This window comes from Desulfovibrio inopinatus DSM 10711 (assembly GCF_000429305.1).
GTDB classification, from domain to species: Bacteria; Desulfobacterota; Desulfovibrionia; order Desulfovibrionales; family Desulfovibrionaceae; genus Alteridesulfovibrio; species Alteridesulfovibrio inopinatus.
Genome location: NZ_AUBP01000011.1, coordinates 71,953 through 98,538, shown reverse-complemented (window position 1 = coordinate 98,538; position 26,586 = coordinate 71,953). Strand labels below are relative to the sequence as shown.

Below are 26,586 nucleotides of genomic sequence, written 5' to 3'. Positions count from 1 at the left end.
ATTGTTTTTTATTGCCGTTTAATCTTTTTGGCCAGGGCTTGGACAACAAGTTCCCATTCCGTTGTGTCGAGAAAAAAGTATTTGAGGAGAACCATCGTGAATGCAAGGTGGAAGAGGCCAAGTCCCAGAACAAGCCCGGCCGTATTGACGCGAGAAAGGGGAGGGAAGCTTGCCGCGAGCGCAAAAACGCATCCTCCTGAAAGGAGCGGTGCCAACATCGGAAGAGCAATACGGTGCAGTGCATGACGAAGGGGAAGTTTGAATGCACGCAATGTTCGTTTGAAAAAATAGAGGCTGGCGACAATAGCAGCCAGAGAAAAACCAGCCGAGACCCCGACGAGGCCATAGAGTTCGCCCAGAGCTGGAGCCCAGACCAAGAGCAGGACACATTGTATAATCATATATTCAAATTCTCGTCCTGAACGATCAATGCCGCGGAAAATGAGGGTTCCCGGTCCGGTTCCCTGATGAACAAGGCCTGCTGCTGAGACAAGCACAAGAATGATGGCTGCTTCATCATAACCTGCGCCTACCCAGGCAAAGAGTAAACGGCTTGAAATAGCCGCCAGGAAAACAAAGACCGTAGCATTGACAAGATTGATGAAGCGCGAGCCGGTGAGAAAGAGGTTGCGAACGTCCTCTCCGACAAAATATTCATCCTTGCCATGGAAACGATGGTACAGACCGGTTATGAATAAAATGAGAATAACCGCCACGATGATAAACACCCCATGTGTCAACTTGAGGGTGAACATACCGGCTATGGAAATGCCGTCTTCTCGCATAATAAGAAGAGGAACTAACGCTGCGACTGCGAAGACTGAACCCAGCAGAACCAATCGAAGGTATTTTCCTGCGCGGTCCCGAAAACTGGGCCATTCGCCATCGGCCCAAAATCCACCGAGATATGAGGCTGCCGGCATAAAAGGACCAAACGCGGCCGATGAGAATCCGCGTGCCGTGTTGGGAAATTTGCGACCGATTTCGAGGAAGCCGACGGCCTCGAGCCCGAGCATCGACGATGCGACGACCTTATCAAACGTATCGATAAAAATTCCCATGAAACCAAGAAGCTGAATCTTTCCACCAAAAACAAAGAAAACGCGCAACATGGACCGGTCAAACAACGCAGGGGACAAGCGCAATCCAGGCAGTTTACGAAATACAAAAAAAGCCATGGACACAATCAACGTCAAGGTTTTGGCCGCATACGCATAGAGCAGGCCTAACACTCCCGCGCCAAAGGGCAAAAGGGTAAAAATTAACACCACTTCCAAAACTACGGTGGCGAGGGACACCCAACTGACGAGAGCTGTTTCCTGTAATCCTTCCAGAATACCGCGAAATCCGCCCAATCCAATATCGAGTAAAAAAATCGCTGCCGATCCCAAAATCAGTGAGCGCGCCATGTCGTTGAATGCCGGGTCGACGCCATGTTCAGCAAGTAATAACGGTGCGAGAAAAGCAAGAATCCCATACACGGCAAGACTGACAGCAAGCATGGCAAAGACGCCGGTGGACAAGAGACGGCTGATTCCGTTTGTATCGTTTTCTCCATGATACGACGCGGTATAGCGTACATACACATTGCCGACACCAAAGGCGGTGAGCCCGGCATATGACAGAATAACAAAACAGATCGTCCAGAGACCATATTCACGAAGCCCAATAAAGCTCAGGATAAAAGGCGTCAGCGCAATGCGGCTGACAAGGTGGAAAAACTGGGTGATGACGCCAGCCGCGGCATTGCCGGCGACTTTTTTGCCGACAGCGGAAACGCTCATTCGTTTTCCCGTGGTATCCTGGTCGGTCATGTATGGTCCTATGGGGTGGATGATGAAGAGTTTTGGCCCGAGACGGAATTAATGAATCCCAAGTCGGACCCTGTACTCAGGTCATTTTTAAGCTTGTCGCGAATAGACGTTGTCATATCGACAATAGAGGTACCCATCTGCAAAATCTGCAATGTCGGCATGATTTGTTCAAGCGCGTAGTTGAAGCGGGCCATTCCGGTTTTATCGACATAGACGACATCATTGTCCTGCAACATGTAGTTTTTCGTCATTTGACCGGTTTCAATCATATCTTTCAAATCGATTTCAAGTACGGTGCCTTTTTTCCCATCGAAACGAATGAGATACACCCGTTCTAAACTGGCGGTGTCAGTGGGGCCGCCGGACATCATGATCGCGTCAAGCAACGTCAGCCGCGTTTTGAGTTTAAGTGCTCCAGGTGTTTCGACCTCGCCCATGACATAAACAAGTTCATCATCGGACTCGGGGATAAAGACCACATCGTTATTTTTGAGTCGGGCATTGAGTGCAACATTGCCATCGTTGAGCAGTGATCGGAGATCGATCCATATAATGGTGTCACGCCCGCGAATAATGGAACATTTCGTAAGAAAGGCTTCCTGACGGATAACGGGTAACCCTCCCGCCAAGGCCAACGCTTCCAATAGTGTACCGCGTCCTGGAAAGTGGACAACACCGGGATTACTGACTCGACCCAGCACGAAGGCTTTATTGTTGTTGTACCGGACGATGGACAACGCGACTTCAGGGCGTTCATACAGTTTACCGAGTTTGCTTTTTATCAGCTCGGTTGCTTCGACCATGCTTTTGCCTTCAATATCGAGAATACCGATTCGAGGCAGGGTGATTTGTCCATCCGGACTGATCACGATCTCCTTGCGGGAGAGTTCCGGACGGTTCCAAACCGAAAAATCAAGCACATCGCCTGGCCCGAGTTGGTACTCGTCGGGAACCTCGTTAGAAAATGCTTCTACCGTTGCGGGATCAGCGTATCGTTCCTGATCTCGCACTGGTTCAAGCGTGAACCCTTTTGAAGAGGTCTGGCCTCCATTGGTATCAATGGGAGTCGGCTTCGGGCTGGGACTTGGGCAGCCTGTGAGGGCGAACGCTACAACGCACAACATGAGCATGGTGAGTCGACTGACACCGGATTTGAGCCGGCGCGACTTGTTTTTCAGTGGGAGATGCAACACGCATCCGAGATAATACCGCAAGGCGCCAAAACATTGTGGAATCACTACAACGGAACAATGCAAAGCATAAGTGCTGGCAAACTCGGGTGAAATGTTGTTTTGCCGGGCAATTTCGTTCTTTTTGCCGAGGAAGGGACGAAACAGCACATAGAGTCCGAGAAGCAAACACGCAACAGCCAGAAAAGGTTTCCCCAACGCAAGAAGAGTAATGCAAGCAGGAAGCGACAAACACGAAATACCGCCACGGAGAAGAATACGTTGGGTCTCAGCAACCCAGAAGCCTCGAGTTGCGCCGTGCCTGGCGCTTACGGCGGCATATCCATAGCCGGTGCGAAAACTCCGTCGCCAATATTGGCCGACGTATTTCATCGCAATATCATGAGTGGTCATGGGGACATTGAGCCGGAGAATTGTCCAGCCCGCGTCAATGATGCGTTGAGACAATTCCGGGTCTTCTCCAGCAACAAGGATATCATCATACCCGTTGACGGCTTCGATGACTTCACGTCGAATGAGTACGTCGCCCCCAAAAGCATTCGTCGGACCGGCAGGTCCGTTCCATTCAATGTCGGCAATAGCATTATATACCGTGTCATTGGGAAAACGTTCCTGACGCAAACCACAGACCGCGCCGACATGCATTTCCGCGTTCGTCAATGCCTGAAGTCCATGTTCAAGCCAATCTTTGTCCAACGTCGTATCGCAATCCATAAACTGAATATATGGTGCCGTTCCGGCTTGATAACCACTATTACGTTGTCGTCCCGGTGTCGGCGCATCCCCGGAATCATCTATGATACACACATCGGGTCGGTTTTGCGCAATGGAAATCGAGGTATCGTTTGAACCTCCATCGACATAGATAATTCGCAAATCGAGATGGGGGCGTCGTGCACGGTCGATGCTGTCAAAACACGCTTCGAGAACCTTTTCTCCATTGATGCCGATGACGACGATATCGACAGCAGTAACATCGTCGGAATGCTCGTGCTGGTAGTAGGGTTGCAGGATCTGCAGGGTCATGAACGTTCCTTTTTCGGCAAAATGCGAGCTGGTACACCTACGGCAATACTGTTGTCCGGTACATCGGTAAGCACCACGGCATTGGCACCGATATCGACATTGTTGCCAATGGTGATATCGCCGAGAATTTTTGCTCCGGCACCGATATCGACGTTATTTCCAATAGACGGGGCGACGGGGTGAGCGACATCTTTGAGACCGATGGTAACCCCCTGACGGATAACGCAATTCTCACCGAATGTCGTATATCCACTGATGACAATGGCGCCGAAGTGATCAATGCGGAAGTTTCGTCCGATAATCGCTTCACACGGTAATTCAACGCCACAGAGAATCTGAATAAGCTTAAACAAGATTTTGTAGAGCAAAGAAAACGGTATACGTATAACCCGTGGTTTGATGCGGTAACGCCATCTGCCGAATCGATAAACGACAAGAACCCAAAAACCTTGTTGGAATGGGTCGTTACCGTGTGCGGCAAGATCGTTGCGGATATTGTCGAACATGATGTCACCACGGGCGTTGTGGGCTATATGTCCCACGCTTCGTATCACGGAATGCCGCCACCGCGCATTGTATGATGGTTCGAGAATACTGGCGTTTTGAGCGACATAAAGGACCGGGACGGCAGTTGACGAGCATGCGTAGCCCATGCCAACCAATCTCTATCGCCGCAACGGCCAGTACGCCGAATATGCCATGATGTTTACGGAAATACAGGTATTGTGAACGCAATCGAAAGGACAATACTTGTGAGCCTCCCGTGTCGAATACTTTGTCTGTTTGGGTTTTACTGCTGGCTCCGCCTTCATGGACGACCGTAGCTTCGGGGAGAAACCAGACTTCCAAGCCGACGTAATTCATTCGACGGCACAAGTCGGTTTCTTCATAATAGAGGAAAAAGCGTTCATCGAAGGTGCCGACACGTTCAAGCGCTTGAGATCGGATGCACGCAAAGGTTCCAGGAACCCAATCGACGCGTTGGGCTGCATCATGCGCCATACCAAGGCGATCGTGTTTTCCAAGAGTACGAGGAAAACGTGCAGCCAATCCGGAGAGGGTAAGAAAAAACGTGAATGGCGTGGGAAACGCACGGGCTGACGGTTCAAGGGTTCCTGATGGATTTTCGATACGGCCACCGACCATGGCGCATGATGGCTCGGTTTCCAATAATCGCAGACATGCATCGAACGAACCAGGCATGACTCGGGCATCAGGATTCAGTAAAAAATAGAATTGGCAATCGACTGCCGAAAAGGCTTGATTGCACGCCGCTGCGAACCCCATGTTCATTGTGTTTTTCAGAAGAACAACGTGAGGAAAGCGTTGCTGAATCATTTCTGTCGAACCATCAGATGACGCATTGTCAACGATCACGACCGTAAAATCACTATGCGGTGGATGAGCAAAGACTGCTTCGAGGCAAGAGGAAAGCAACTCGCACGTGTTATAGCTTATGATAACAATAGCGACATCCATAGTATCGTCCATCATTGTGCTGATGAGAAACCATGAACCGCGGCATCTCTTTCTTGATAAATATCGAAGACTCTGTCCAGCCGTGTCAACTCAAACAGTGCACGAACTTCCTTTCGTAATCCACAAATTTTCATATCTCCGCCGCTGTTTGCAAGTTGGCGGAGTGATGAAACCAAAATACCGAGTCCTGCAGAATCAACAAAGATAACATTGCTAAGATCCATTACAATTTTGTTCATTCCGTTTTTAACACACTGCACAGTAATATTTTTTATGTGAGGAGCTTGAATCGCATCAAGCCGACCATCTGGTTCGAGAATGGTGATATTATTTTCTGTTGTGTGTTTCATGTCTTGGTATCCTTTGTGGAATTTATTCATCTCTGAAATCAATTTGTCATGGCTTTTTAAAGCGGTATAAAACGTTTCTGCATTGTGAGGATGTTTGCCGTTTCGTTCTTTTCATATGTGACGTTGTCCATAGATTCTTTAATAATGAAAATACCGTAACCTCCAGGAGGATGGTTATCGAAATCCGGGTCAGGGACGTCATCAAAAGCAAAACCGAGACCATGATCGGTGACGCATAGCGTTATTTCACCGGAGTCGACAGCAATATTTAGTGAGATGTCTTTTATATGTGGTTTTGTGTGTTTTATGGCGTTTGTAACAGCCTCGCTTAATGCAAGATCAACGGCCGCTGCGACATCGATCGGTATTTGTGCCAATGATATTGCGAGTGCAACAAGTCCTGCAGATATTGTTAAGCTCTCAAGTTCTGCAGGAAACGTAGCGCGAAGTTCGAATGTGGCATTCATGTTATTTGCCCTGAAAGTGGGGTTGGATACGCTGCTAAAGCATCTTCGACGTTGGGATGAATGTCGAAAATTGTATGTAGCTTTGTCATTGTGAAAATCGTTTTGAGCTTATCCCGAAGGCCACAGAACTTCATCTCCGCGTGACGTTCCTTCAAAGCACGGAATACAAAGACAAGCGCCCCAACACCGGAGCTATCCATGAAATCGACTCCGGATAGATCGACAACAATACGCAATATTTCGGAATCGATGTCTTCAAGCAGTGCTTTTTTGGCTGCTCCGGCGGATTGAGCATCAAATCGTCCTGTCATGGAGACAACGGCCACAAGGCCGACTTGGGAGTGCGTAATCATTAAGGTGTGTTCTGTCATGATGGGTCCTTTAATGTGGTGCCGCGAAGTGAATGAGGTGTATAATGAATAATCATAAGGCTGAAATCATCATCAAGTGGAGTCTGTTGTCCGTAATCCATAATGTTTTTATACACGCTGGAAGGAATTTGGTCCAAGGGAAGTTCATTGCAATGAGAGAGAAATTGCTTGAGATTTTCAAGTCCAAAAAGATGTGTTTTGTTGTCCTCTCGTTCAATGACTCCATCGGAGTATAAAATGACTTTGTCGCCGGAAGTGAGTTGGATTGTTGATTGAGCAAAGGGAAAGAGTCCTCCCATTCCAACAAGTGTTCCCCCGGTTTCCAAATGCTGCATGTGACCATTCTTTGAGAGAACCAATCCTGGGGGATGCCCTGCATTGGTGGAGATGAATTGTCCATTGCGATATAAAATTCCATAGAACATGGTGAAATGTCTTCCAAATCGTTCAATAGGAAAAAGCAGATCCAGTTCTTCTAGTACATTTGCTGGTTCAATGATATATCCCTGCGTTTTATCAATAAGAATACCAGAATGAAGATTTAATAGTTGGGCCACGCTGACAGCAACCAATGCCGCAGGAACGCCATGTCCAGCAACATCGAGAAGAAAGAGTCCCAAGGCATCGGGGGAAAACTTGATAACGCCAAACATATCACCCCCGACGTGTGCACTGGGTTCGAATCGCCAGGCGATGTGAGCGAAGTCGATCTCAGGAAGTGACGACGGCAAAAAACTACGTTGTATCGTCGCCGCTGCCAATAAGTCCTCGTTGAGACGTTCCGTATAGTCGTGAAGTTCGTCATGAGCGTACTGAAGTGCAGCTTGAGCGGCATGGTGTTCACTCATATCGCGTACAACGCCGAGGACTTGGGACTTACCGCCAATATTAAATCGCGTCGCACGGACTTCTGCTGGAAATGTGGAACCATCTTGGCGTATGAAGTCGATTTCAATGGAGACGGATGAATGGGTTTGAAGATCGCGAACGGTACGACCTGCTTTTTCGAGCATGGTCACAGGGTGGAGGCTGGTGACAGATTTTCCTCGAAGTTCTGCATGGTTGAAGCCAAGCATGTTAAGCATTGTCTCGTTGGCATCAAGGATGGTTCCGTCGAGTGTATGCAAAATGATACCATCACCGGCATATTGAAAAATTTTTCGAAATTTCGTTTCCCGTTCAGCTAATTCCCGCTCGGCATGCTGCCGTTTTCTGTCATTTTCCATAGATTGGAAGAGCGCGGCACAAGTGGAAAGAAACGGCGATAAAAAATCTTCGATATCTGTTCCTGCATGATTTCTCTCAACTCCAGCCAAACACACTAAGCCGATGACACGATGTTGCCGTAGAATAGGCAGGCACACAATATTGGAGAGGCCAGCTTCAGGAGAGGGCGCATTGTCAAAGACAGCACGTTTGGATGTAAAAGCCTGACGGATACGAGGAAACAAAATGCGAAGCTGGGTTCGCCATAATGATGGAGAGGACGCGGTTATAGTATTCCGGAGGTGCAGCAGTGCCGATGTTTTCAAGTGAGGTTTATTTTTTCTGGTATACAATACTTCTCCGACGATACCAAAACGAGCACCGGTGATTGCTTGTAAAATATGAGAGAGCTTCTGGAAGAGTGCTTCTGGGCCTGGCGATGCAAGGTATGCATCTTGACTTTTACGTAGGCCGTCAAGCAACACGTTCGTTTCCATTATACGCTTTTGGGTTTCGATACGTTCTGTAATGTCATGTTTTATCGCAATGAAGTGTGTAATAATCCCCGTGTCATCCACGATGGGCGTGATGGTTTGTTCTTCATGATAGATCGTGCCGTCTTTTCGTTTGTTGATAAGCTCTCCACGCCAGACTTGTCCGGAATAGATTGTGTTATACATAGCGTTATAAAACGCCATGTCGTGCTTTCCTGAACGCAGTAATTTAATATTAAATCCGAAAACTTCATAAAATTCATAGCCTGTCAGGGTAGTAAATGCCGGATTGATCCATTCGATATTTCCATCGGGCGTCGTGATAACAACGGCGCTGGCCGAGGCTGCTAACGCAGCGCCGAGAAGTTTGATTTGCGAGGATTCCGCCTCATCGGTCATGGATCGCAGAACGAAAACAATACTGACCTCGTGCTTGGCATTCGTGAAGCGTGTTGCCGACAAATTGACGGTAACAATGCCATTGGTGGTAAAAAGTTCGTAGACGGCATCAAGATTTTGTTCGTCAACTAATAGGCGGGTAATCGGATGCGCGGAATCCGGGAGCGTGACACCGTTCAACCGTAACCGAGCGATGTCGGTCACCGGTTTCCCGAGAATGGCAATGCGGGCTTGTCCAAGCAGACGACAGAAAGCTGCATTACACCATTGGATGGTTCCACTATTGTCAGTCCAGACAATAGCTTCGTCAATGGAAGCAAGAGCCGTTTCCATCTTGCCGAGGACGGCATGAAGTTCATCGACGAGCTGTGTAGAATCTTTTGTCACGCGAGTGATTCCTTCTCCGATAAGGGCGTAATATACGCAACAAAACGCGGAGGGAAAGAATCAGGCTCTCGCTCTATGCGATGTATTGCAGCGAGAATATGACCGTCTCCGGCCTTGATATCCAACGCAAGACTCTCTCCGAGTAAGGTAGGAATTTGTGTTTCCAGGTAGCGAGAAAATCCAAGGTGGTGCGCGTCCCGCAGTTTTTCCGGAATAATGGTTGTCAATGAAGCGCCGAGGAGATCTTCGGCGTTCCAATGAAATGTTGTGCAAAACGCGGGATTAACATCGGTAATAATTCCCCGATGGTTGACATGAATGCAGGGGACTTTCTCTTCTTGTGAAGATATGGAGTATTCTGTCATGAAAATTTCCCAAATGCAGGACTGTATGAGAGAAAAAATTAATAGAGAATACAGTATACACAAGAAAAATATTTTTTTCTATGCCTTGAGGTAAGGTTTCAAAGTTGACTCATTACAGTGTAACGTTTGCTGAGGTAATCTCAAGAGTAAGAAAAAATGACAAAAGCACTGAACGATAAATCATACAAGAAAGAACAAAAACAATAAATTCTTTTTATGCTTGGCGGCATTGTCTTTGGTATGATTGCGTTGCGGGAGGAGAGAACAAGGAAAGACGTCGTCATCAGCGTCTTTCCTTGTTGGAGAGCAATTCTAGAATGCGTTTTAACGAAATCTTCGAAATCAGCAGCGTCCTCAGGTCCTAAAGAAGCGTTTCAGTCGAGAAAGCTTCGACGAACTTAAGTAAAAACGACCGTTTTATTTCCATGCACAAGAATGCGGTCTTCCAAGTGCCATTTGACAGCGCGTGCAAGGACGGTTCGTTCGAGATCCGATCCAAGGTTTTTCAGATTGTCCACATTTCTCCGGTGGGTCACTCGGGCCACATCTTGCTCAATGATAGGGCCTTCGTCGAGTTCTTCCGTGACATAGTGCGCCGTTGCACCGATGAGTTTCACCCCTTTATCGTATGCTCTCGCATAGGGATTCGCACCAACAAACGCTGGCAAAAAGGAGTGGTGGATATTAATAATCCGGTTGGGAAAAGGAGAGATGAAGCGAGCGGTAAGAATTTGCATATATCGCGCTAGAATTACAAGGTCTGTGTCGTCCCCTAATAACTTCAGTATGGCGTCTTCAGAGGCTTCGCGGTTATCTTTATCAACCGGGACGTGATGAAAAGGGATACCGAATGCTGTCACTTCAGCTTCAAGGTCAGAGTGATTACTTATGACTTGGGTTAAGTTGCATTTGAGATCGCCGCGTTGGACCCGCCACAAGATTTCTAAAAGTGCATGATCATGCTTGGAAACAAGCACAGCGGTTCGCTTGGGCTCGCTGGCATAGGAGATTTGCCAGTCCATATCAAACCGGTCGGCCACGACGTTTCCGAAAGATTCCTCAAGAGATTCTTTCGATACATTGAGATGCGGCGTTTGAAATTCGAGCCGCATAAAGAATGTTCCACCTTCAGGGTCGGTGGAATGCTGATCCAGGTCGTTGATATTGGCATTATGGGAATAGAGAAATGTCGTCACGGCCGAGACAATGCCTGGTCGGTCGGGACAGGTGATAAGCAAGCGTGCAGTATTGTTCATGAGAAATGTCTCCGTCGATGAGAAAATAAATATCGCGGCAACCTACGTGAAAGCATCCGTTTTGAAAATGGCGTTGCTGCCTTGAATTTACGGAAAAAGCACGCTAGTTCGATTGAAGAGAGCCGGTGTCCCAATTTCTTTGTATGACGCTTGTGTTGGTCCTTGGGTTGTGGAGGTCGAAGGTGAAAGAAAAGATTTTGTTTGTTGATGATGAGCCCCGAGTACTGAAGGCGATACAAAGGAACTTACGGAAAAAATTTGATGTCGAAATTGCAATTGGCGCTCATGAGGCGCTTCAATGCATCGCATCAAAGGGACCGTTTGCCGTCATCGTATCGGATTTAAGCATGCCCGATATGGACGGCATCGAATTTTTTGAACGGTTACGCCGCTCTCAACCTTTGAGTGTCCGTATTATGTTCACTGGTAATGCCGATGTGCAATCGGCGATGGAAGCGGTCAACAAAGGACATGTTTTTCGCTTTCTCATCAAGCCAGCGTCCAGCGATATCGTGATGGAGACCGTAAAAGCCGGCTTAGAACAATATCGGCTCATAACAGCGGAAAAAGAATTGTTACGCGGGACACTCGGCGGCATCATTAAAATGATTACCCAGCTTTTGGGGTTGGTAAATCCCGAAGCCTTTGGCCGGGCTTCACGAATTAAAAAGAATGTTGTGGCAACAGCCAAAATTCTGGGAGCTGACCACTTGTGGCGATTCGAGCTGGCAGCCATGTTGAGTCAGATTGGCTGTGTCATGCTTCCGCAAGATACTCTTGGTATGAGTTATCGGGGAGACGTTGTCAGTAGTGAAGAACAGCGCCTGTTCGCCATGCATCCAGTTTTAGCTCGTGAACTTGTTGTCAATATTCCGCGACTTCAAGAAGTGGCCGAAATGGTGGCGTATCAGAATACGTCATTTTCCGGTGAAAGGATGTCTGAAAAGAATGTTACCGGACAAGCCATTCCTCTTGGAGCGCGCATTCTTAAAATTGCTTTAGATTATGATAGTCTTATTCTTTCCGGGAGTTCTGAAGAAAATGCACTGGTGCAGCTAATGGAGCACAAAGAGCATTATGACCCGGAAGTGCTTGAAGCCTTCGCAAGTATTCTTGCATCGACACCGAACCCGAAAATACAGAAGAGACCTGTTAAAGACATCCTTCCCGGAGCGATACTCGCCCAAGATGTGAGGGGAAGAAACGGGATGCTTTATTTTGCCAAAGGCATGGAACTCTCTCAACCCTACTTGGAACATCTGCATCATCTCGTTCGTTCCGGTCATACTGATGACGTCGCCAAAGTTGAGGTTCCTTCTTCAGAACGCACCGTTTGGGGGGATGCCTCATCGAGGTCTGTAAAAGATACTCCGGTTTTGGATGTGCCGGCTGTAGCTATTGGGACGGCTCGGAAGATCATGCAGATGTTTAAGACAATGCTCGATCATGACATGCTCGGCCCGGCAATCGATGCGATATGTAGCGCGCTTGAAGTATATATGGCGAAGGATATCGTACCGCAGGATAAAAAAGAACTCTTTCGACTTATTCGTAGTGGAGTTCTTCTTCTTGGAGAAAACGAGCGGTTTGCCAGTCTCTATCCCGACACGTTGGTTTTTAAGCAAGGTCGTGAATACGAACTTCTTGCCCATCTCAAAATGTTCGCTAAAGATTTAACTATTATCGAATCGGAGAACACATAAGCTGGATTGATTTCGGAACAGCGTACAAAACGGGCGCGTGAAGAGCTGTTCTTCGCGCGCCCGTTTTGTCGATTTGGGTCTGTTTAGAGTAATAGGGCCATTTTTTGCTTCAATGCGTCGACGAGGTATTGGGCATTCGGCAATTCACCTGTTGCCTGCGATATCAGTTCGGGAGGATCGAACTGGCGTCCTTTGGAATGAACAAACCGACGGTTCCAATCGAGAAACGGTTTGAAATCTCCAGCTCGAAAATGCTCATCCTGTGCACCGAGGTCTTTGATCAGTGCATTATAGAGCTGCGCAGCATAGACATTCCCTAGCGTGTATGTCGGAAAATACCCAATAGCCCCAAGGGACCAGTGGATATCCTGCAGTGCGCCGTCACTATCGCTGGGGGGGGTGATATTAAGAAATTCCTGCATACGTTCGTTCCACGCTGCAGGCACATCTTTGACGTTGAGTTCGCGCCGCGTCAGACCAAGTTCGATTTCGAAACGAACCATGATGTGCATGTTGTATGTAAGCTCATCGGCATGAACCCGAATGCAGTCCGGACAAACATGGCTGACATAGCGTGCCATATCGTGTGGGGTGAATGCCGCAAGTTGTGGAAAGTATTGCCTGGCAATAGGAAGGGCAAATTCCCAAAACGGTAGGCTGCGACCAATGAAATTTTCAAAAAGGCGCGATTGGGACTCATGCACCCCCAGAGAGACATATTGCCCCATAGGAGTGCCGAAGTGTTCAGCGGGTAATCCTAAAGAATAGAGCGCATGACCAGTTTCATGGATGCCGGCCAGGAGTGCTTTTGTGAAGTCGGATTCATCATGAGCGATGGTAATACGCACATCACCGGGAGAGAGTTGTATGGAAAAGGGGTGAGCCGACTCATCCATGCGTCCGCTTTGAAAATTATAGCCGAGCGCGGTGGCAATATCTTGAATAAATGCAGATTGCTCTGCTACTCCATATGGGCCGGGGGGCAAGATCGGGCACGCCTCCGCCGTGTCACGTTTCTTCACGATGTCTTGAAAGAGTTCCGTCAAGTCTTCACGAAGTCTGGAGAAGAGGTGGGCAACATCACGGGTTCGGCTTCCGGGCTCGTAGGCGTCGAGGAGGGCGTCATACGGTTCCTCTTCATACCCTAAAGCTTCGGCTTTCGTCAGCGTCAGGTCAAGGATCTCGCGAAAGAGTGGTTCAAATATCGCAAAGCTATTTTCTTTCCGCGCTTCAAGCCAGGCATCTTTGGCGCGTGCTGCTGTTTCGGCAAGTTTTGAAGCGAGTTCCGCAGGGACTTTCACTTCTCGTTCATAATCCTGCCGCCAACGATGTAAGTTTGTCATGATGACGTCGCTGTGTTCCGTCGACGATGCATGATCTTCAGCTTGGCTGAGAAGACGGCCAATTGATGGATCGGTTCGGCGTTGGTGAATAATTCGTGTTAAAATTTCAATCTGTTCAGCTCGATACGGACCGCCTTTCGACGGCATTTTGGTTTGGCTATCCCAGTCGAGAAGTTCGAGAGCGGATTCCAGGCGACTGACTTCCGCAAAAAGCGTAACAAGTTGGGAATACGCGGTGTTGTCATTCATACAAAGTGCCTTCGGTACAAGGATGTGAAAGGTTTACGCCAGATCAAGAGATTCCATGGTCAAGAGTTTGCGGCCTGATCGTTCCAGAATACGCCTGGCTTCTGCGGCTTCCTTCGTATCAGAACACGACAGATGGTGCGTCAAGACATTGAGTTTGTCCTTTTCTTCAAAATAGGCGCGAATAACCTGGAAGGGATCGCGCAATTTGCTGAGTGCATCGAACCAGCCTACCCCTTCAGCGTAGACAATAGTTGAGGCGGCATGGGCTGCAATAAGAGCATAAATATAACGCTGAGGGACGTGGGTAAAAAGACGATCCTTGTGTGCCTCGACAAGACACGTGGGGCAATACGTCGTGTAGAGACGAGATAAAATGGGATCGTTGGCGATGTCGGGCGTGTTTTCTACCAGGGTGTTCAACAATGAATCGGCAAGACGATTCATTTCCCGAGCTAGGGCTAAGCTTATTTCTGTTAACGGCTTGTTTCCCCCTGCCGCTTTTCGTTCGCGGAGCATAAGCTTCGCTTCATTGGATGCACGAAGACGCAAAATGTCGAGAACATCCGTGACATAACAATCTTTTATAGCCAGGAACTCGTCTTCCGTCATGACGAGTCCCCCGAGGATTTCATAGGAGGAACAGATAACGCCGGTTTTATTGGCAGACGCACCATGAACAATGAGAACGCCTTCCTCCTGGAGGAAGGCCCGTGCTTCGGCCGTGATGAAAATGTTTGCTCCCTCAACAATAGCTCGAGCGGTCGGAAGTCCTTCGGCATCAAGAAAATTGCGCCAATTGCGCGTATTGATGGTATCGGGTCTACCTCCTGCCGGGATAAACAGGTCGGCCTTGACCGTGTTGTGCAACATATTTCGAATGCGCACATTTTCGCGATGGTTCGGGGCATTGGGATCAGCAGTCGATACAACAAATGCCTCTTTTCCGCTGAGGAGAGCAGGGTTGAACGAGTCGATGCTCTTTTCTTCACTGACTAGACGCAACAACTCGTTGTGGTCGAGGCCTTGCGGATCAAAGGCTGCCCCATGACCATCCGACATGGAGACGATGACGGCATTTTCGCCGTACTCATTATGGAGAATGCGTACAGCATTCCCGGCAACATCTCCGGCCGGTCCTCCAGTCAGTTTGACTGTAAACGGCATGCTGCGAGGATCGATGCCGAGATGGCGCAATATCTCTTCGGCAAACACGACAACGCCGAGACTCGTGACGCCATATTGCTTGTGATTGATGCCCGCTTTGGGCTTTGAACTCATGAACGCCTGTGGGTAGGGGTAACCGCGCATTTTGGCGCGTTCTACAGCCCATACAATATGTTCGGGGTCAATATTTTCATCTGGTCCCAGATAGATAAGTTCCTGCTGCCCGAGATAGTCGACAAGATCGGGCAAGGCTGGGCTGTCTTCATCGGGTAAAATGATGTCGAGAAGAGAATCGACCATGCTTTTAAAGGCCAATCCACATTCGCCGCCTGGTCCAAGTAAAATGACCGCTTTGGCTCCGCCTTCAGGGATATCCTTGTTTTTATATTGTTGCGCTCGTGCCAAGTTTGTGACTTCGGTGAACACGCGATTGGATTCAACTTCAAATTGTTCTTGAGTACGGGTGGGAACAATACGAACGCCTCCACGAGAGGTTTCTCGATAGCGAACGTGAAATCCCTGCGATAACGGCCCATGGAAAAAGAAGAATCCGTATGGTCGATCTTTTTCTGGAATATCCGCAAGATAATCTGAAGATAAACGGAAACTCAGCCCGTAGCGCGACGGGAGAAAGTAGTTTGTCCGGAGGGTGAATTTAAAGAAGTGAAGAATTTGATACAGTACTTCACGTGCGACATCATCATCAATGCAGTCCGTGGCCGCCTTGGCTTTATCGTAGATTTCGCGACTTCGATCCGTCCCCAATGGCGTGATTTTGAATACTTTCGGATCAAATCGGGAATAAAAATATTGTATGACAAGGTCGGTCTCATCGGGGTGTGCCAAGAGTGAGCGTACGATATTGTCCGAGGTAAAGGCATACAAATTGGTTTTGATAAGAAACTGATGGGCAAATTCACAGGCAGCCTGGAGAAGGGCAACTTTTTTGATATTCCATCTCCGGTGGTCGGCAAACCATTGCAGATCATGGGGCGCAAGCCATTTTATAAGCGGAAGCTGATCTTTTATTGATCTCCAGACATGGTCCGCCTCGTAAAGTGGTTGACCGTTGAGTGTCACATAAAAACTGAGAACACCGAAAACCGGAACGCCATCTTCGCGAAAAATATCGAGATAACCTCTATGAATATGTAACCCGGCACGCACAAGCAGGCGAACGGCGCGACCGAGAAGTCCTGTCCGTGGAGGGTTGGCCATAGCACAAATAATGCGTGATTCTTTTTCGTTCTCGATAGGGGTCAAGGTAACATGGACGTCTTCGCATCGACATTGGGTTCGTTCGATATCGAAATGCCTGGCTGCACGGATGGGGTCGAATTTCTCGACATATTGAGCCGGAGCACGGCGCAAAAAAGCGATGAATTCATCTTTATCGGCTTGGCGAACAACACCTTCCTCAATCGCTTCGGCCGTATCGTGTTGGATCTTTTCATCATTGGGGAGAGCTGGGTTTGCATCTTCAATTGTGAAATCATCAAGGCGTAAGGATGAATCAAAACTCTCGTACATAGCTGCCGAAATAACATGCGAGCGTGCAATGTCTTTGAGTCGTCCGAGAAATCCGTCGATGTCCTCTCCCGGTGCGAGATAGGTCACTTTGGTTTGTTCAGGGTTGCGGATGGCTACGGTGCGGCCTTCGCGGGTGACTTGACCGGAGATGAGCGAGCGTAAATGTTCCACTTGCTCTTCAAGGGTGTGTGTACGGAAATAATATTCTGGAAGGTTATCGAAGAACCAGGGGGCAAGTCGATCGGCATGACTATCGAGTTGTCTTCCCAGTTCATCGATGACAAGACGGCGTTCAGACTCGGACAGTGCAGACATAGGCGCATCCCTTTTTATGTATTAACAAACCAGTAAAGAGTACCAGCGGGTGAGATTCGGGCAGCCGGGTAATCTTGCGCAGCTTCGTGTGGATTGGTGGTAATGCGCTCAATAAGAGTTTTTTTGGCTTCACCAAACGCGAGAAAGAGGACGGTGCGGCTCGCGTTGAGTACAGGCAGCGTCAGACTTGTTCGAGCCACGAGCGGTGTATGCCCGGCGACAGGGACGTAGACCGCCCAGGCTGACGTTTCGTCAAGCGAGCTTTGTCCGGGGAACAGAGAGGCTACATGTCCGTCCGGCCCCATGCCGAGCAGACAAAAATCGAAGCAAGGAAATTTTCCTGGAGCAACGTCGGGGAACGCTGTGCGCATTTCATTTTCATATGTTTGAGCAGCGTTTTCCGGGGGAATAGTATCGCCACGGATGATATGAATATGCGATTGGGGTAAAGGAACACGGTTGAGGAGGCGTTCGCGGACTAAAGCGTGATTGCTTAATGTATCGCTTGGAGTGACCATGCGTTCATCGGAAAAAAAAATGTGGGTTTTCTCCCAGGGAAAATTTTTTCCTGGATCACCTGAAGCCAGTGTTTCATATACATTATTGACCGACGATCCCCCCGTGAGGATACACATAAAACGTCCTCGAGCAGCGATGCTTTCGTCAGCGCATTCTCGAAGATATTGTGCAGCCCGAGCTTGGGCTTCTTCCGGGGTGGGGAAGCGGCGCACGATCATACCGGACATGGTCTGTTCTCCTTATAAACGGTACAGGACCTGAAATAGCACAAGTATATCGAGTATGAATGATTTTGAACTTTTTTTAAAGTCCTGATCGACTTATACACGATATTTTCATATCAAATAGGATGTTTACTCTTTTGGAGTATATCGCCATATGCTACAATACCAAATACGGCATTGTCATCCAAATGTGATAAACCTTGTTTGAGGAAGAGACATTTATGGTTACGTATTACCGTCCTACTATTATTAAATATGGTGTCGGCTTTGGCTCAGCTCTCGCTATGGCTGTTTCTTTTTCTATCAACAAATCGATCTTTTGGGCTATTATCCACGGTGTCTTAGGGTGGATTTATGTCCTTTACGCATTGCTGTTTGTTCAGTATTGAGGTGCAACTCTCATTGACATGTGGCCACGCCTCTCCCCGGCTGAAGGTTTCGTTTTTTCAGTCGCCAACGACTCGAGGAGTTCTGTGTGGTAAAACCTCCTGATGCCAGCTTGCAACGGCAGCGGGCGTTTACTTTTGGACTGCGGAGTAAGCTGCTTACGTTCGTCTTATTGACGTCGTTGGCCCCGCTCGTCTTTTTGCTCAGTTCATATGACCACAATATGAAGAAGGTATTGACAGAGGCAGCCTATAATTCCCTCTACGCTGCAGCCAGCAGAGCTTCGGTCAGCCTTGATGCGTTTCTTGAAAAAAATGTGAGTTTACTCACTGCAGAAGCTCGGTTGCCAGCCATTGCAGACGTCTTGCAAACATCGGATTTGGATCAACATTCCGTCATTGATATCAATCGATTCATTGACATGGTTCGTGCTTTTAATTGGGAATACCGCGATTTGCTCATTTCCATTGAGATAGCATCGCCGCAAGGTGGTATTATTGCCGGGTCCGGACGTGCTCGCCCAGGTGGATATGTTGGAAAAAAGCCATTTTTTTCCAGAGCATTGGAAGAACCAAATGTCTTTCGACCATCATTTGAAATCGATCAGGAATCGGCGAAGGCCGAACTTGTTTTTGCCGGAAGCGTGTTTGACGAGCAAGGGAATGCGCTGGGTGTACTCAGCGTGATTTTTGACGCGGCTGTTTTTAGTCGTATTCTTCGTACATACTCTGATGCCGCCGGACCAGGGTCTTTTCCTATGCTTGTGGACGATCATTTCGTTCTTCTTGCGTTGTGTGAAGCAGGAAAGTCTGATTTGTCCTCATGCTTATATCGCCGGCTCATTCCTCCAAGCCCGGCTATGGCGGAAAAGCTGCGGAGTCAGGGGCGACTTCTTCCGTCACGAGCTGGACCGGAGTCAATCCACCTCTCGACGGCTTTAACCGCGGGCTTGTTGCAAGCGGACAAAAACAGACCCTATTTTGAAACGGATATTCGATTACGAGGCCACGAAGAACACATGGCCGCCGCCGTGTCGGAAGTCTCGTTATTACCGTTTCAAGTCGTTTTCATGCAACCACAGAGCTTTTTTTTGAAACCTGTTGTGAATCAGACTCAACAGGCGCTCATGTTGGCCGTGTTTGTTGCAGCCGTTGCTGTGCTTACTGCGTTGATTATGGCTGTTATTATTGTTTGGCCCATCTCCCGGTTGACCGGGGTCGCGATGCAGGTGGCGAATGGAGATTACAACGCTCGAGCTCAAATTGAGACACGGGACGAAATTGGTCTCTTGGCTTCGTCGTTTAATGCTATGACCAATAAACTGTTGTCCGTCCAAGCCGATTTGGAGCGAAAGGTTGAAGAACGGACCAAGGACTTGAGCCGGAAAGCGCATGAATTGGAATTTGCCAACCAGCGATTGCGCGAGCTTGATGAATTGAAAACGGCGTTTCTTTCATCGGTTTCCCATGAACTCCGGACCCCATTGACCTCGGTATTGGGGTTTTCCAAATTATTGCGCAAAGATTTTGCGACATCCTTTGAACCGTTGGCCAAGAACGATTCACGACTTCAAAAGAAGACCGGTCGTATCCGAGAGAATCTTGATATCATTATCCACGAAGGGTTGCGCCTGACTCGTCTCATCAATAACGTTCTTGATTTGAGTCGTATTGAGGAAGGCAAAATGATGTGGAATGATATGCCTGTCAGACCGGTTGATATCGTGAATAGAGTCGTGCGGTCGGTCATGATGCAATTTGAAGAGAAGAAAGGCGTTCATCTGGTGGTCGACATTGAAGACGGCCAGCCTGATTTCGTGCTTGATTCGGATAGACTGGAGCAGGTACTGATCAATTTGCTTGGCAACGCGATAAAATTTACTGAGAAAGGCGTGATTCGCCTGGAATCGACGTTTTCGCCTCTTTTAGGGTACCGATTTGAAGTAAGCGATACAGGAATTGGCATCGAGCCTCGAGATATTGAAATGGTTTTTGACCGATTTCAACAAGCGGTGTCCGATGATACGCTGAACGGTAAACCTGTCGGAGCAGGGTTAGGGCTGGCTATTAGCCGAGAAATCATTGCTCATTACAGGGGGGATATTTTCGTATCCTCCATACCAACTCAGGGAAGTATTTTTGTTGTTACCTTGCCGGTATCACTTGCTGTTTTAGATCAAGAAAGCGCGTAATACCTCACGGATGACATCCTCGTATTCTATGCGTTGAGAGTAGTGTTGAAAAAAACGAATAAAAGTGATGTGTGACCGGATCAAGGGGTACTGCGTATTTGAGGGTGTGTCACGAACTGTTCAGACATTCCATGTACACACCGTCTTATTTCTTCGTGTGGAATCTTGGAACGAGGCTGGGTGGTTAAATATCCCCCCAATATTTGAATGCCTTCATGAATTCGTAACTCATCATATGATACACTGATAAAATCCCCTTTGCACGGCAAAGGGGGCTCTTCAAAACCTTTTAGCATACAAGGAAAAAACACCTCATGGCACACGCTTCGGCCACGCTTGTCAAAAAGGCCGTTCATCAAAATACCGTTCTCAGTCGCCAGGGCATGTTGGAACGCCTTTTTAGTCTCTGGTTTTCCGGTTTTGTGTACAATCAGATATGGGAAGATCCGGATGTCGACCTTGAAGCGCTTGAAGTTGATGATTCAAGCCGCATGCTGACGATTTCGTCTGGCGGATGCAATATCATGAATTACCTTCTTGCATCGCCCGAAGCCGTGTTTGCTGTGGATCTCAATATCAATCATATGAGTTTGGCTCGGCTGAAAATAGAAGCTGCACGTCGTCTGCCCGATCATGACGCATTCTTCACGTTTTTCGCCAAGGCAGACAGTCCTATAAATGTTCGTCGCTACCACGAATATATCCGGGACCATCTTGATGCTACCACGCGCAGTCACTTTGATACCTGGATTTTCTCAGGGCTCAACGGTCCACGAATCAACTATTTTCAGGACAATTTGTACGACCATTCCAAACTTGGTTGGTTTCTGCGGTTTCTGCATCTGGCGACACGCCTTTTCGGAAAGCATCCGGCTGAAATTTTGAAAGCAAAGACGCTGGAAGAACAGGAAGCATTGTTTAATCGTCATATTGCCCCGTTTTTTGATCATTGGCTTGTGAAGGCGCTTGGTCGCTCACCGATCATGGTGTACAGTTTGGGGATTCCTCCACAGCAATGGGATGCAATGAAAGCTGACCTCAAGCAAACGAATATGATTGAGGAATTTCGGTACCGGGTGCATCGGCTCACGTGTGACTTTCCCATTCAGGATAATTATTTTGCATGGCAAGCATTGAGCCGGCGATATGACCTGAAAAATAGACAAGCGCTCCCACGGTATCTGAAAGAAGAAAATTTCGATTTGCTCCGTGCGAATGTCGATCGAGCTGAAACACATGTGACCACGCTTTCAGCCTTCCTCCAAACACAAGAGACCAATTCACTTAATCGATTCGTGCTGCTTGACTCCCAGGATTGGATGAAACCTGAAGCGATGATTGAACTGTGGTCGGAAATTGCGCGTACGGGTCAACCTGGAACTCGCGTTATTTTCCGTACAGCCGGGGAAATTTCACCCTTGGAGGCGATATTCCCGCAGGACCTGAAAGATACATTTATTTACGAACCCGAGTTGTCGCGCGCCATGCATGCGAAAGACCGTTCTGCTATTTATGGCGGGTTTCACCTCTATCGTATTCCTCGATAGGAGATCGGACGACCATGACCGAGCAAACGTGCGGGCAACAAACGAAAATGGACAGGATGTATGTCCTGCAACGACATATCTATGATCTGACCAGAAAGTATTATCTTTTTGGGAGAGATCGCTTGTTGACGTCCATGATTATCCCTGAGCATGGGCGGGTACTCGAGATGGGCTGCGGGACGGCGCGCAATCTCATCAAACTGGCAAAACTTCGACCGGATTTGCAGTTGTATGGTATCGACGCCTCATGTCGCATGCTGGAAACTGCGAAGAAGAAAGTCGTTTCGGCCGGGATCGAACAGTCGATTGCGCTTAATCCCTGTTTGGCTGAAGACACCTGCCATCTGGAGACGTTTTCGTTAACCGATCCGTTTGATGCGGTGTTTTTCTCCTATTCGTTATCCATGATTCCTACTTGGGATCAGGCTCTGGCTGCCGGATTGCGAAATGTCAAACCGGGTGGAAGTGTTTACATAGTTGACTTTTGGGATCAAAACGGCCTCCCGGAGTGGTTCGGGAGACTCTTGCGATCTTGGCTTGCCTTGTTTCATGTGCATTTCCGACCGGAGCTACTTGATGCTGTTCATCGTCTTGATCAAGCCGGATATGAGGTTGACGTTCGAAGCGTTGGCCGAGGCTATGCATATATTGCGCGAATAAAAAAGTTATAAGCTATACCTTGCTTCAACTTGGCCCTTTGCGTACAGAGGGGACAAGGAATTTTGGTATCCACTCTCTATCACTTTCAACTGAAGGATGCGCCGCATGATGCGATCGCTGTGTTTAGGATTTCTTCTATTGACTATGGCGGTGTCTTCGGCTCTGGCTCAGGATGTGAAACTTGAGTCCGATAAGGACAAAATCAGTTACGCTTTGGGATATAATATTGCCGAAGGTCTGAAACGCGACGGATTTGACGTCGATACCGATATCTTCATTGCAGGCTTGCGCGATGCTGGGAAAGAAGGTGAACCGCAGTTGTCCCGCGAAGATATGATGGCCATTATCGAAAAGTTCAAGACCGAGCTTATCGCCAAGAAACGTGAGGAAGCCAAAAAGCAAGCTGAAGAACTTGCGAAAAAGAATCTCGAAGAAGGGAAGGCCTTTCTCGATGAGAATGCGAAAAAAGAAGGCGTGACGGTCACGCCGAGTGGGCTGCAGTACGAAGTTTTGCAGTCCGGAGATGGTGCAAGCCCTCAACCGACTGATATCGTCACGACGAATTACAAAGGAACGCTCCCCAATGGTGAAGAGTTCGATAGCTCGTACGCCCGAAATAAACCGGCGACATTTCCTTTGAATCGAGTGATTAAGGGATGGCAAGAAGCGTTGGGACTCATGAAGGTGGGGGACAAGTGGCGTGTGGTGTTGCCGGCGAGCCTTGCCTATGGTGAAGCTGGTGCGCCTCCGAAGATTGGTCCCAATCAGCCTCTCGTTTTCGAAATCGAGTTGTTGGATGTAAAACCGGCAAAAGCTCCGGCATTACCGTCCAAAGCCGACAAGCCTGAAGCGACAGACAAGACCAAAGCTGGCGAGGCCTTGGAAAAGGCTACTACGACAGATAAAAAATAGTGCATGTGCCCAGTGTGGCACGAACTATTTATGCTCTCAACGCGGTCGGGAATATGTTTCCTGACCGCGTTTTTTCTTGAAATGTATTCTTTGTTCTTTGGGCCTAAAGATATTTGCTGTGTTGCCCGATAGATATGTGGGGAGAGGAACGCCGCGGGGGCTTGGATCGTCCGGCAAAGAAAGGCCCCGCGGCTCCCATTCATGAATTTCGGAACAACGAGATGAATTATGGCCCGATATCGTTTTCAAAATACATATTCGCCGATTAAGGCGCTGGTTGTTTCGTCTAATGTCGGTCACGCTAAAATCGACCGGGATTTTTTGAAATCTTTGAGGATGCGTATGCCGAATGTGGCCACGCATTCGAAGCATGCCTTTTCGATGCTTGAAAAAGAAGGGGCCGATTTCATCCTGTGTGATGATCATTTAGATGATATGAGTGGAGTGGCGTTCCTTAAAAAATTGCGTACTCATCCACGCTTCAAACACGTGGCCGTCATTATGGTGTCGACGAAACGCGAAAAGCGTTCCGTGGTCTCGGCCATTGTGGCTGGATGTTCCGGATACCTGCTTCGCCCGTACTCTCATGAGACGTTTGCTCGTCAATTGCGTCTTGCGCAGCACATCAATCAATTTGGCTTTGAGGAACGCTTGCGACTTCGTTTGGCCGAGCAGGCGCGAATTGAAGGACGGGCCGACGCGGCCATTCGAGATTTTGAGCGAGTCACATCCAGACCGGACTATGCCAAACGATACTTTGAATCCGGTATGGTTCATCTGGCAAAGTCGGAATACGACAAGGCTATCAGCCTGTTTGCCCGAGCCGTCAAAGTCAATGATTTGTTTTCCGAAGCGTATCTGGGGTTGGCGAAAGCCTGGCAAGCCAAAGGGAATGCTGAAAAGAGCCGGCTGTATGCCGCCAAGGCCGCTTTCGCGTGTGCACGCCAGCGACGCTTTCAATTGCTCAAAGAACAATTTGTTGAGCTTATGGGGAAAGAGGGACTGGATTTCAACCCCTTTCTCGCTTTGGGACGGAGACTTATTCGAGACAAAGACTATACGGCAGCTGTAACCGCTTTGGAACACGCAGCAGAACTTGCTCCAGAGAATGATGAGATTCATGTAGAGTTGGCCCGTGCCTGCCATTTGAACAGGAATCCCGAAAAGGCCCGGACTGCCGTCGCCAATGCATTGTCCGTCAATCCGGGGAACGAGACTGCTCGCATTATGCATAAGCGCCTCACCGGTGAGGATTTTGCTCCTCGTGTTCATTTTGAGCATTTGGAACGTTCAGAAGAAGACCATGATGTCGTCATGCCTTTTGGGCTTCGCATAGCCATGATGGTTGCAGGGGTTTTAACGGAAAGTCTGTACCGATTGCGTCCTCGACTGTTTGCTTGAGTATTTCCCGCAAACTGCGCTTTTTCATAAAGAGGGTGCGTCAAGTTCCGTTGGGTTTGACTTTTCGCCGTGTGCACTTCAAAGTGGCAACCATGCAAAATCGATTGCGGTTATGGGCATGGAAAAGCCTTCTTGTCGCGATTTGTTTGGGCATGGCCGTATCGGCCCTGGGTGCTGAAATCGCTCAAGAGAAAAAAACTATTCATATTATCAACCGTCTCAGCTTCGGCCCGACACCGGGTGAAGTTGAGCGCGTTTCTGCTTTGGGTATTTCTGCCTATATTGATGAACAACTTGCCCCCGATGCTCTGGACGAATCTCCTCTCCTTGAAGAACGCCTTAAATCGTTAAAAACGGTGTCGTTGGATGCCGTGGAATTGTTTCGGGCGTACGGTCCGAAAAAGCTGAAACCGGGAGAGACCATCGGGAAAGATGAGCTCATGGAAAATCGGGCTCGGGCAAGTATTATTTTACTTGAGGCTTCATTGGAAAAAATGTGGCGTGCGACAACAAGCCGGCGTCAACTCCAAGAGGTCATGATTGATTTCTGGTATAACTACTTCAATGTCGATGCTGCGCATGGTCTGACCAGATTATGGGCAGGTGCCTACATGAGTGAAGCGATTCGCCCCAATGCGTTGGGACGATTTGAAGATTTGCTGATGGCGGTGGTGAAACATCCTGCCATGTTGATCTATCTAGAGAATTGGAAAAATACTGATCCGGCAAGCCCAAAAGCGAAAGGACCGTTCTCGGTATTGGATGACACGTTCGCGAGGGTGCTGCTTCATATGTATACGCTGGGTGACCCCTCCGTCTTTAAAAAAGAAGATGTTCAGACCGTAGCGCGAGTATTTACGGGGTGGACGGTTGGGGCACAGAAGAGCCGGCAAGACAATAACGGCTTTGCTTTCGATTCTGAGAGACATGATACCGAAGATAAAATATTTCTCGGAACGCCTTTGACGGCTCAAGGCATTGAAGAAGGGCATGAAGTGTTACACATGCTTGTTCGTCACGATGCGACAGCACGTCATGTCTGTTTCGCGTTGGCACAACGGTTTGTGAATGACACTCCGCCAAAAGAATTGGTCGACCGGATGGCACACGTTTTTTCGGAATCAGGAGGGGACATTGCCGAAGTATTACGCACTATGTTCACCTCTCCTGAATTTTTTGATGAAAAAGCTTGGCTTTCCAAAATCAAAACACCATTCCATTTTGTTGTCTCGGCTGTTCGAGCAACGGGGGCTCCTCTTCGGGAGGTCGCACCTTTGGTCGGTATGGCGCAACTCCTCAATATGCCGCTTTTCCTCGCTCCCGACCCGGATGGCTATCCGTTGTTGCGGAAAGACTGGATTACACCAGGTGCCGTCAATGCACGTATTCATTTTGGTCTTGATTTGTGTGCAATGAAACTGCCACTCTTTCGCGACGCCGATGAGGAGGTAGTACGTACTGCTTTGACACCGGCTGCATTGGAAAAAACACTCGGTGGAGCGTTGACAACGAGAACACGCAAAGCTGCAGATACTGCATCCAAAGAAGAAGCAGGCGCCGTCGTGTTGGCTTCTCCTGGGTTTATGAACTATTAAATAGGCATCGCAACGGAGAGTCCATAAAACGCCACGGATATT

The 26,586-nt window shown here is 48.4% G+C and carries 21 protein-coding genes; 8 read left to right on the top strand and 13 right to left on the bottom strand.

What is annotated here, in order from left to right; translation table 11 throughout:
• Positions 1 to 8: 8 nt before the first annotated feature.
• The 10 genes from G451_RS0110100 to purU all read right to left on the bottom strand — a co-directional run bounded on the left by G451_RS0110100 (position 9) and on the right by purU (position 10,804).
• A complete protein-coding gene (locus G451_RS0110100; protein WP_027184159.1) occupies positions 9 to 1,814 on the bottom strand; it encodes an MATE family efflux transporter in 1,806 nt (601 codons plus the stop codon).
• 8 nt (positions 1,815 to 1,822) lie between these two features.
• Entirely contained in the window at positions 1,823 to 4,030 is a 2,208-nt protein-coding gene (locus G451_RS32610; RefSeq protein ID WP_051261361.1) for an SLBB domain-containing protein, read from the bottom strand.
• Positions 4,027 to 4,536: a serine O-acetyltransferase gene (locus G451_RS0110085; protein WP_027184158.1), complete on the bottom strand. Its 510-nt coding sequence runs from the start codon at positions 4,534 to 4,536 to the stop codon at positions 4,027 to 4,029. Before G451_RS0110085 ends, G451_RS32610 begins: the two co-directional genes overlap by 4 nt.
• 4 nt (positions 4,537 to 4,540) lie before the next feature.
• Positions 4,541 to 5,509: a glycosyltransferase family 2 protein gene (locus G451_RS0110080; protein ID WP_034641699.1), complete on the bottom strand. Its 969-nt coding sequence runs from the start codon at positions 5,507 to 5,509 to the stop codon at positions 4,541 to 4,543.
• A gap of 11 nt (positions 5,510 to 5,520) precedes the next feature.
• Complete coding sequence (locus tag G451_RS0110075) at positions 5,521 to 5,859, bottom strand: STAS domain-containing protein (RefSeq protein ID WP_027184156.1); 339 nt, start codon at positions 5,857 to 5,859, stop codon at positions 5,521 to 5,523.
• A 56-nt stretch (positions 5,860 to 5,915) separates the two neighbouring features.
• Positions 5,916 to 6,326, bottom strand: a complete 411-nt coding sequence (locus tag G451_RS28690; RefSeq protein WP_051261360.1) for an ATP-binding protein — start codon at positions 6,324 to 6,326, stop codon at positions 5,916 to 5,918.
• On the bottom strand, positions 6,323 to 6,697 hold the full coding sequence (locus tag G451_RS0110065) for an STAS domain-containing protein (protein WP_051261359.1): 375 nt from the start codon (positions 6,695 to 6,697) through the stop codon (positions 6,323 to 6,325). Before G451_RS0110065 ends, G451_RS28690 begins: the two co-directional genes overlap by 4 nt.
• On the bottom strand, positions 6,694 to 9,183 hold the full coding sequence (locus G451_RS32605) for a PAS domain S-box protein (RefSeq protein WP_051261358.1): 2,490 nt from the start codon (positions 9,181 to 9,183) through the stop codon (positions 6,694 to 6,696). Before G451_RS32605 ends, G451_RS0110065 begins: the two co-directional genes overlap by 4 nt.
• The gene (locus G451_RS32600) at positions 9,180 to 9,548 is read right to left on the bottom strand and encodes a PAS domain S-box protein (RefSeq protein ID WP_051261357.1); all 369 of its coding nucleotides are present in this window, start codon (positions 9,546 to 9,548) and stop codon (positions 9,180 to 9,182) included. The genes G451_RS32605 and G451_RS32600 overlap by 4 nt, the downstream gene beginning before the upstream one ends.
• Before the next feature lie 398 nt (positions 9,549 to 9,946).
• Positions 9,947 to 10,804, bottom strand: a complete 858-nt coding sequence (purU, locus tag G451_RS0110045; protein ID WP_027184154.1) for a formyltetrahydrofolate deformylase — start codon at positions 10,802 to 10,804, stop codon at positions 9,947 to 9,949.
• 182 nt (positions 10,805 to 10,986) lie between these two features.
• On the opposite strand from purU, the gene G451_RS28675 reads away from it, so the two are divergent.
• The gene (locus G451_RS28675) at positions 10,987 to 12,507 is read left to right on the top strand and encodes an HD domain-containing phosphohydrolase (RefSeq protein ID WP_051261356.1); all 1,521 of its coding nucleotides are present in this window, start codon (positions 10,987 to 10,989) and stop codon (positions 12,505 to 12,507) included.
• A gap of 83 nt (positions 12,508 to 12,590) precedes the next feature.
• On the opposite strand, the gene G451_RS0110035 is transcribed toward G451_RS28675, so the two are convergent.
• From G451_RS0110035 to pgl, 3 genes are read right to left on the bottom strand one after another with little or no spacing between them, the layout of a single operon-like run.
• Positions 12,591 to 14,099, bottom strand: coding sequence for a carboxypeptidase M32 (locus G451_RS0110035; protein WP_027184153.1), 1,509 nt, complete (start codon positions 14,097 to 14,099; stop codon positions 12,591 to 12,593).
• Between the two features lie 33 nt (positions 14,100 to 14,132).
• Entirely contained in the window at positions 14,133 to 17,108 is a 2,976-nt protein-coding gene (locus G451_RS0110030) for an NAD-glutamate dehydrogenase domain-containing protein (RefSeq protein ID WP_027184152.1), read from the bottom strand.
• A gap of 14 nt (positions 17,109 to 17,122) precedes the next feature.
• Entirely contained in the window at positions 17,123 to 17,854 is a 732-nt protein-coding gene (gene pgl / locus G451_RS28670) for a 6-phosphogluconolactonase (RefSeq protein WP_051261355.1), read from the bottom strand.
• A gap of 218 nt (positions 17,855 to 18,072) precedes the next feature.
• On the opposite strand from pgl, the gene G451_RS34555 reads away from it, so the two are divergent.
• The 7 genes from G451_RS34555 (at position 18,073) to G451_RS0109990 (ending at position 26,544) form a co-directional block, all read left to right on the top strand.
• Positions 18,073 to 18,240 (top strand): hypothetical protein, encoded by a 168-nt coding sequence (locus tag G451_RS34555; RefSeq protein WP_169727858.1) that lies wholly within the window; start codon positions 18,073 to 18,075, stop codon positions 18,238 to 18,240.
• An 86-nt stretch (positions 18,241 to 18,326) separates the two neighbouring features.
• Positions 18,327 to 20,429 (top strand): sensor histidine kinase, encoded by a 2,103-nt coding sequence (locus G451_RS32595; RefSeq protein WP_051261354.1) that lies wholly within the window; start codon positions 18,327 to 18,329, stop codon positions 20,427 to 20,429.
• Between the two features lie 314 nt (positions 20,430 to 20,743).
• Positions 20,744 to 21,976: a BtaA family protein gene (locus G451_RS0110010; RefSeq protein ID WP_027184151.1), complete on the top strand. Its 1,233-nt coding sequence runs from the start codon at positions 20,744 to 20,746 to the stop codon at positions 21,974 to 21,976.
• A 14-nt stretch (positions 21,977 to 21,990) separates the two neighbouring features.
• The gene (locus G451_RS0110005; protein WP_027184150.1) at positions 21,991 to 22,647 is read left to right on the top strand and encodes a class I SAM-dependent methyltransferase; all 657 of its coding nucleotides are present in this window, start codon (positions 21,991 to 21,993) and stop codon (positions 22,645 to 22,647) included.
• Positions 22,648 to 22,741: 94 nt separating this feature from the next.
• Positions 22,742 to 23,548, top strand: a complete 807-nt coding sequence (locus tag G451_RS28660; protein WP_211236344.1) for an FKBP-type peptidyl-prolyl cis-trans isomerase — start codon at positions 22,742 to 22,744, stop codon at positions 23,546 to 23,548.
• 228 nt (positions 23,549 to 23,776) lie between these two features.
• Positions 23,777 to 24,949 (top strand): response regulator, encoded by a 1,173-nt coding sequence (locus tag G451_RS0109995; protein ID WP_034641610.1) that lies wholly within the window; start codon positions 23,777 to 23,779, stop codon positions 24,947 to 24,949.
• A 92-nt stretch (positions 24,950 to 25,041) separates the two neighbouring features.
• Positions 25,042 to 26,544, top strand: coding sequence for a DUF1800 domain-containing protein (locus G451_RS0109990; protein ID WP_034641679.1), 1,503 nt, complete (start codon positions 25,042 to 25,044; stop codon positions 26,542 to 26,544).
• Positions 26,545 to 26,586 lie beyond the last annotated feature (42 nt).

Bases quoted from the DNA above. Each gene is read 5' to 3' on its own strand.
- G451_RS32600 (WP_051261357.1), bottom strand. From the start codon at position 9,548: ATGACAGAATACTCCATATCTTCACAAGAAGAGAAAGTCCCCTGCATT.
- G451_RS0110030 (WP_027184152.1), bottom strand. From the start codon at position 17,108: ATGTCTGCACTGTCCGAGTCTGAACGCCGTCTTGTCATCGATGAACTG.
- G451_RS32610 (WP_051261361.1), bottom strand. From the start codon at position 4,030: ATGACCCTGCAGATCCTGCAACCCTACTACCAGCACGAGCATTCCGAC.
- purU (WP_027184154.1), bottom strand. From the start codon at position 10,804: ATGAACAATACTGCACGCTTGCTTATCACCTGTCCCGACCGACCAGGC.
- G451_RS34555 (WP_169727858.1), top strand. From the start codon at position 18,073: ATGGTTACGTATTACCGTCCTACTATTATTAAATATGGTGTCGGCTTT.
- G451_RS0110100 (WP_027184159.1), bottom strand. From the start codon at position 1,814: ATGACCGACCAGGATACCACGGGAAAACGAATGAGCGTTTCCGCTGTC.
- G451_RS0110075 (WP_027184156.1), bottom strand. From the start codon at position 5,859: ATGAAACACACAACAGAAAATAATATCACCATTCTCGAACCAGATGGT.
- G451_RS0110080 (WP_034641699.1), bottom strand. From the start codon at position 5,509: ATGGATGTCGCTATTGTTATCATAAGCTATAACACGTGCGAGTTGCTT.
- G451_RS0110085 (WP_027184158.1), bottom strand. From the start codon at position 4,536: ATGTTCGACAATATCCGCAACGATCTTGCCGCACACGGTAACGACCCA.
- G451_RS28660 (WP_211236344.1), top strand. From the start codon at position 22,742: ATGATGCGATCGCTGTGTTTAGGATTTCTTCTATTGACTATGGCGGTG.
- G451_RS0110065 (WP_051261359.1), bottom strand. From the start codon at position 6,697: ATGACAGAACACACCTTAATGATTACGCACTCCCAAGTCGGCCTTGTG.
- G451_RS0110035 (WP_027184153.1), bottom strand. From the start codon at position 14,099: ATGAATGACAACACCGCGTATTCCCAACTTGTTACGCTTTTTGCGGAA.
- G451_RS0110010 (WP_027184151.1), top strand. From the start codon at position 20,744: ATGGCACACGCTTCGGCCACGCTTGTCAAAAAGGCCGTTCATCAAAAT.
- G451_RS0109995 (WP_034641610.1), top strand. From the start codon at position 23,777: ATGGCCCGATATCGTTTTCAAAATACATATTCGCCGATTAAGGCGCTG.
- G451_RS0110005 (WP_027184150.1), top strand. From the start codon at position 21,991: ATGACCGAGCAAACGTGCGGGCAACAAACGAAAATGGACAGGATGTAT.
- G451_RS0109990 (WP_034641679.1), top strand. From the start codon at position 25,042: ATGCAAAATCGATTGCGGTTATGGGCATGGAAAAGCCTTCTTGTCGCG.
- pgl (WP_051261355.1), bottom strand. From the start codon at position 17,854: ATGTCCGGTATGATCGTGCGCCGCTTCCCCACCCCGGAAGAAGCCCAA.
- G451_RS28690 (WP_051261360.1), bottom strand. From the start codon at position 6,326: ATGAATGCCACATTCGAACTTCGCGCTACGTTTCCTGCAGAACTTGAG.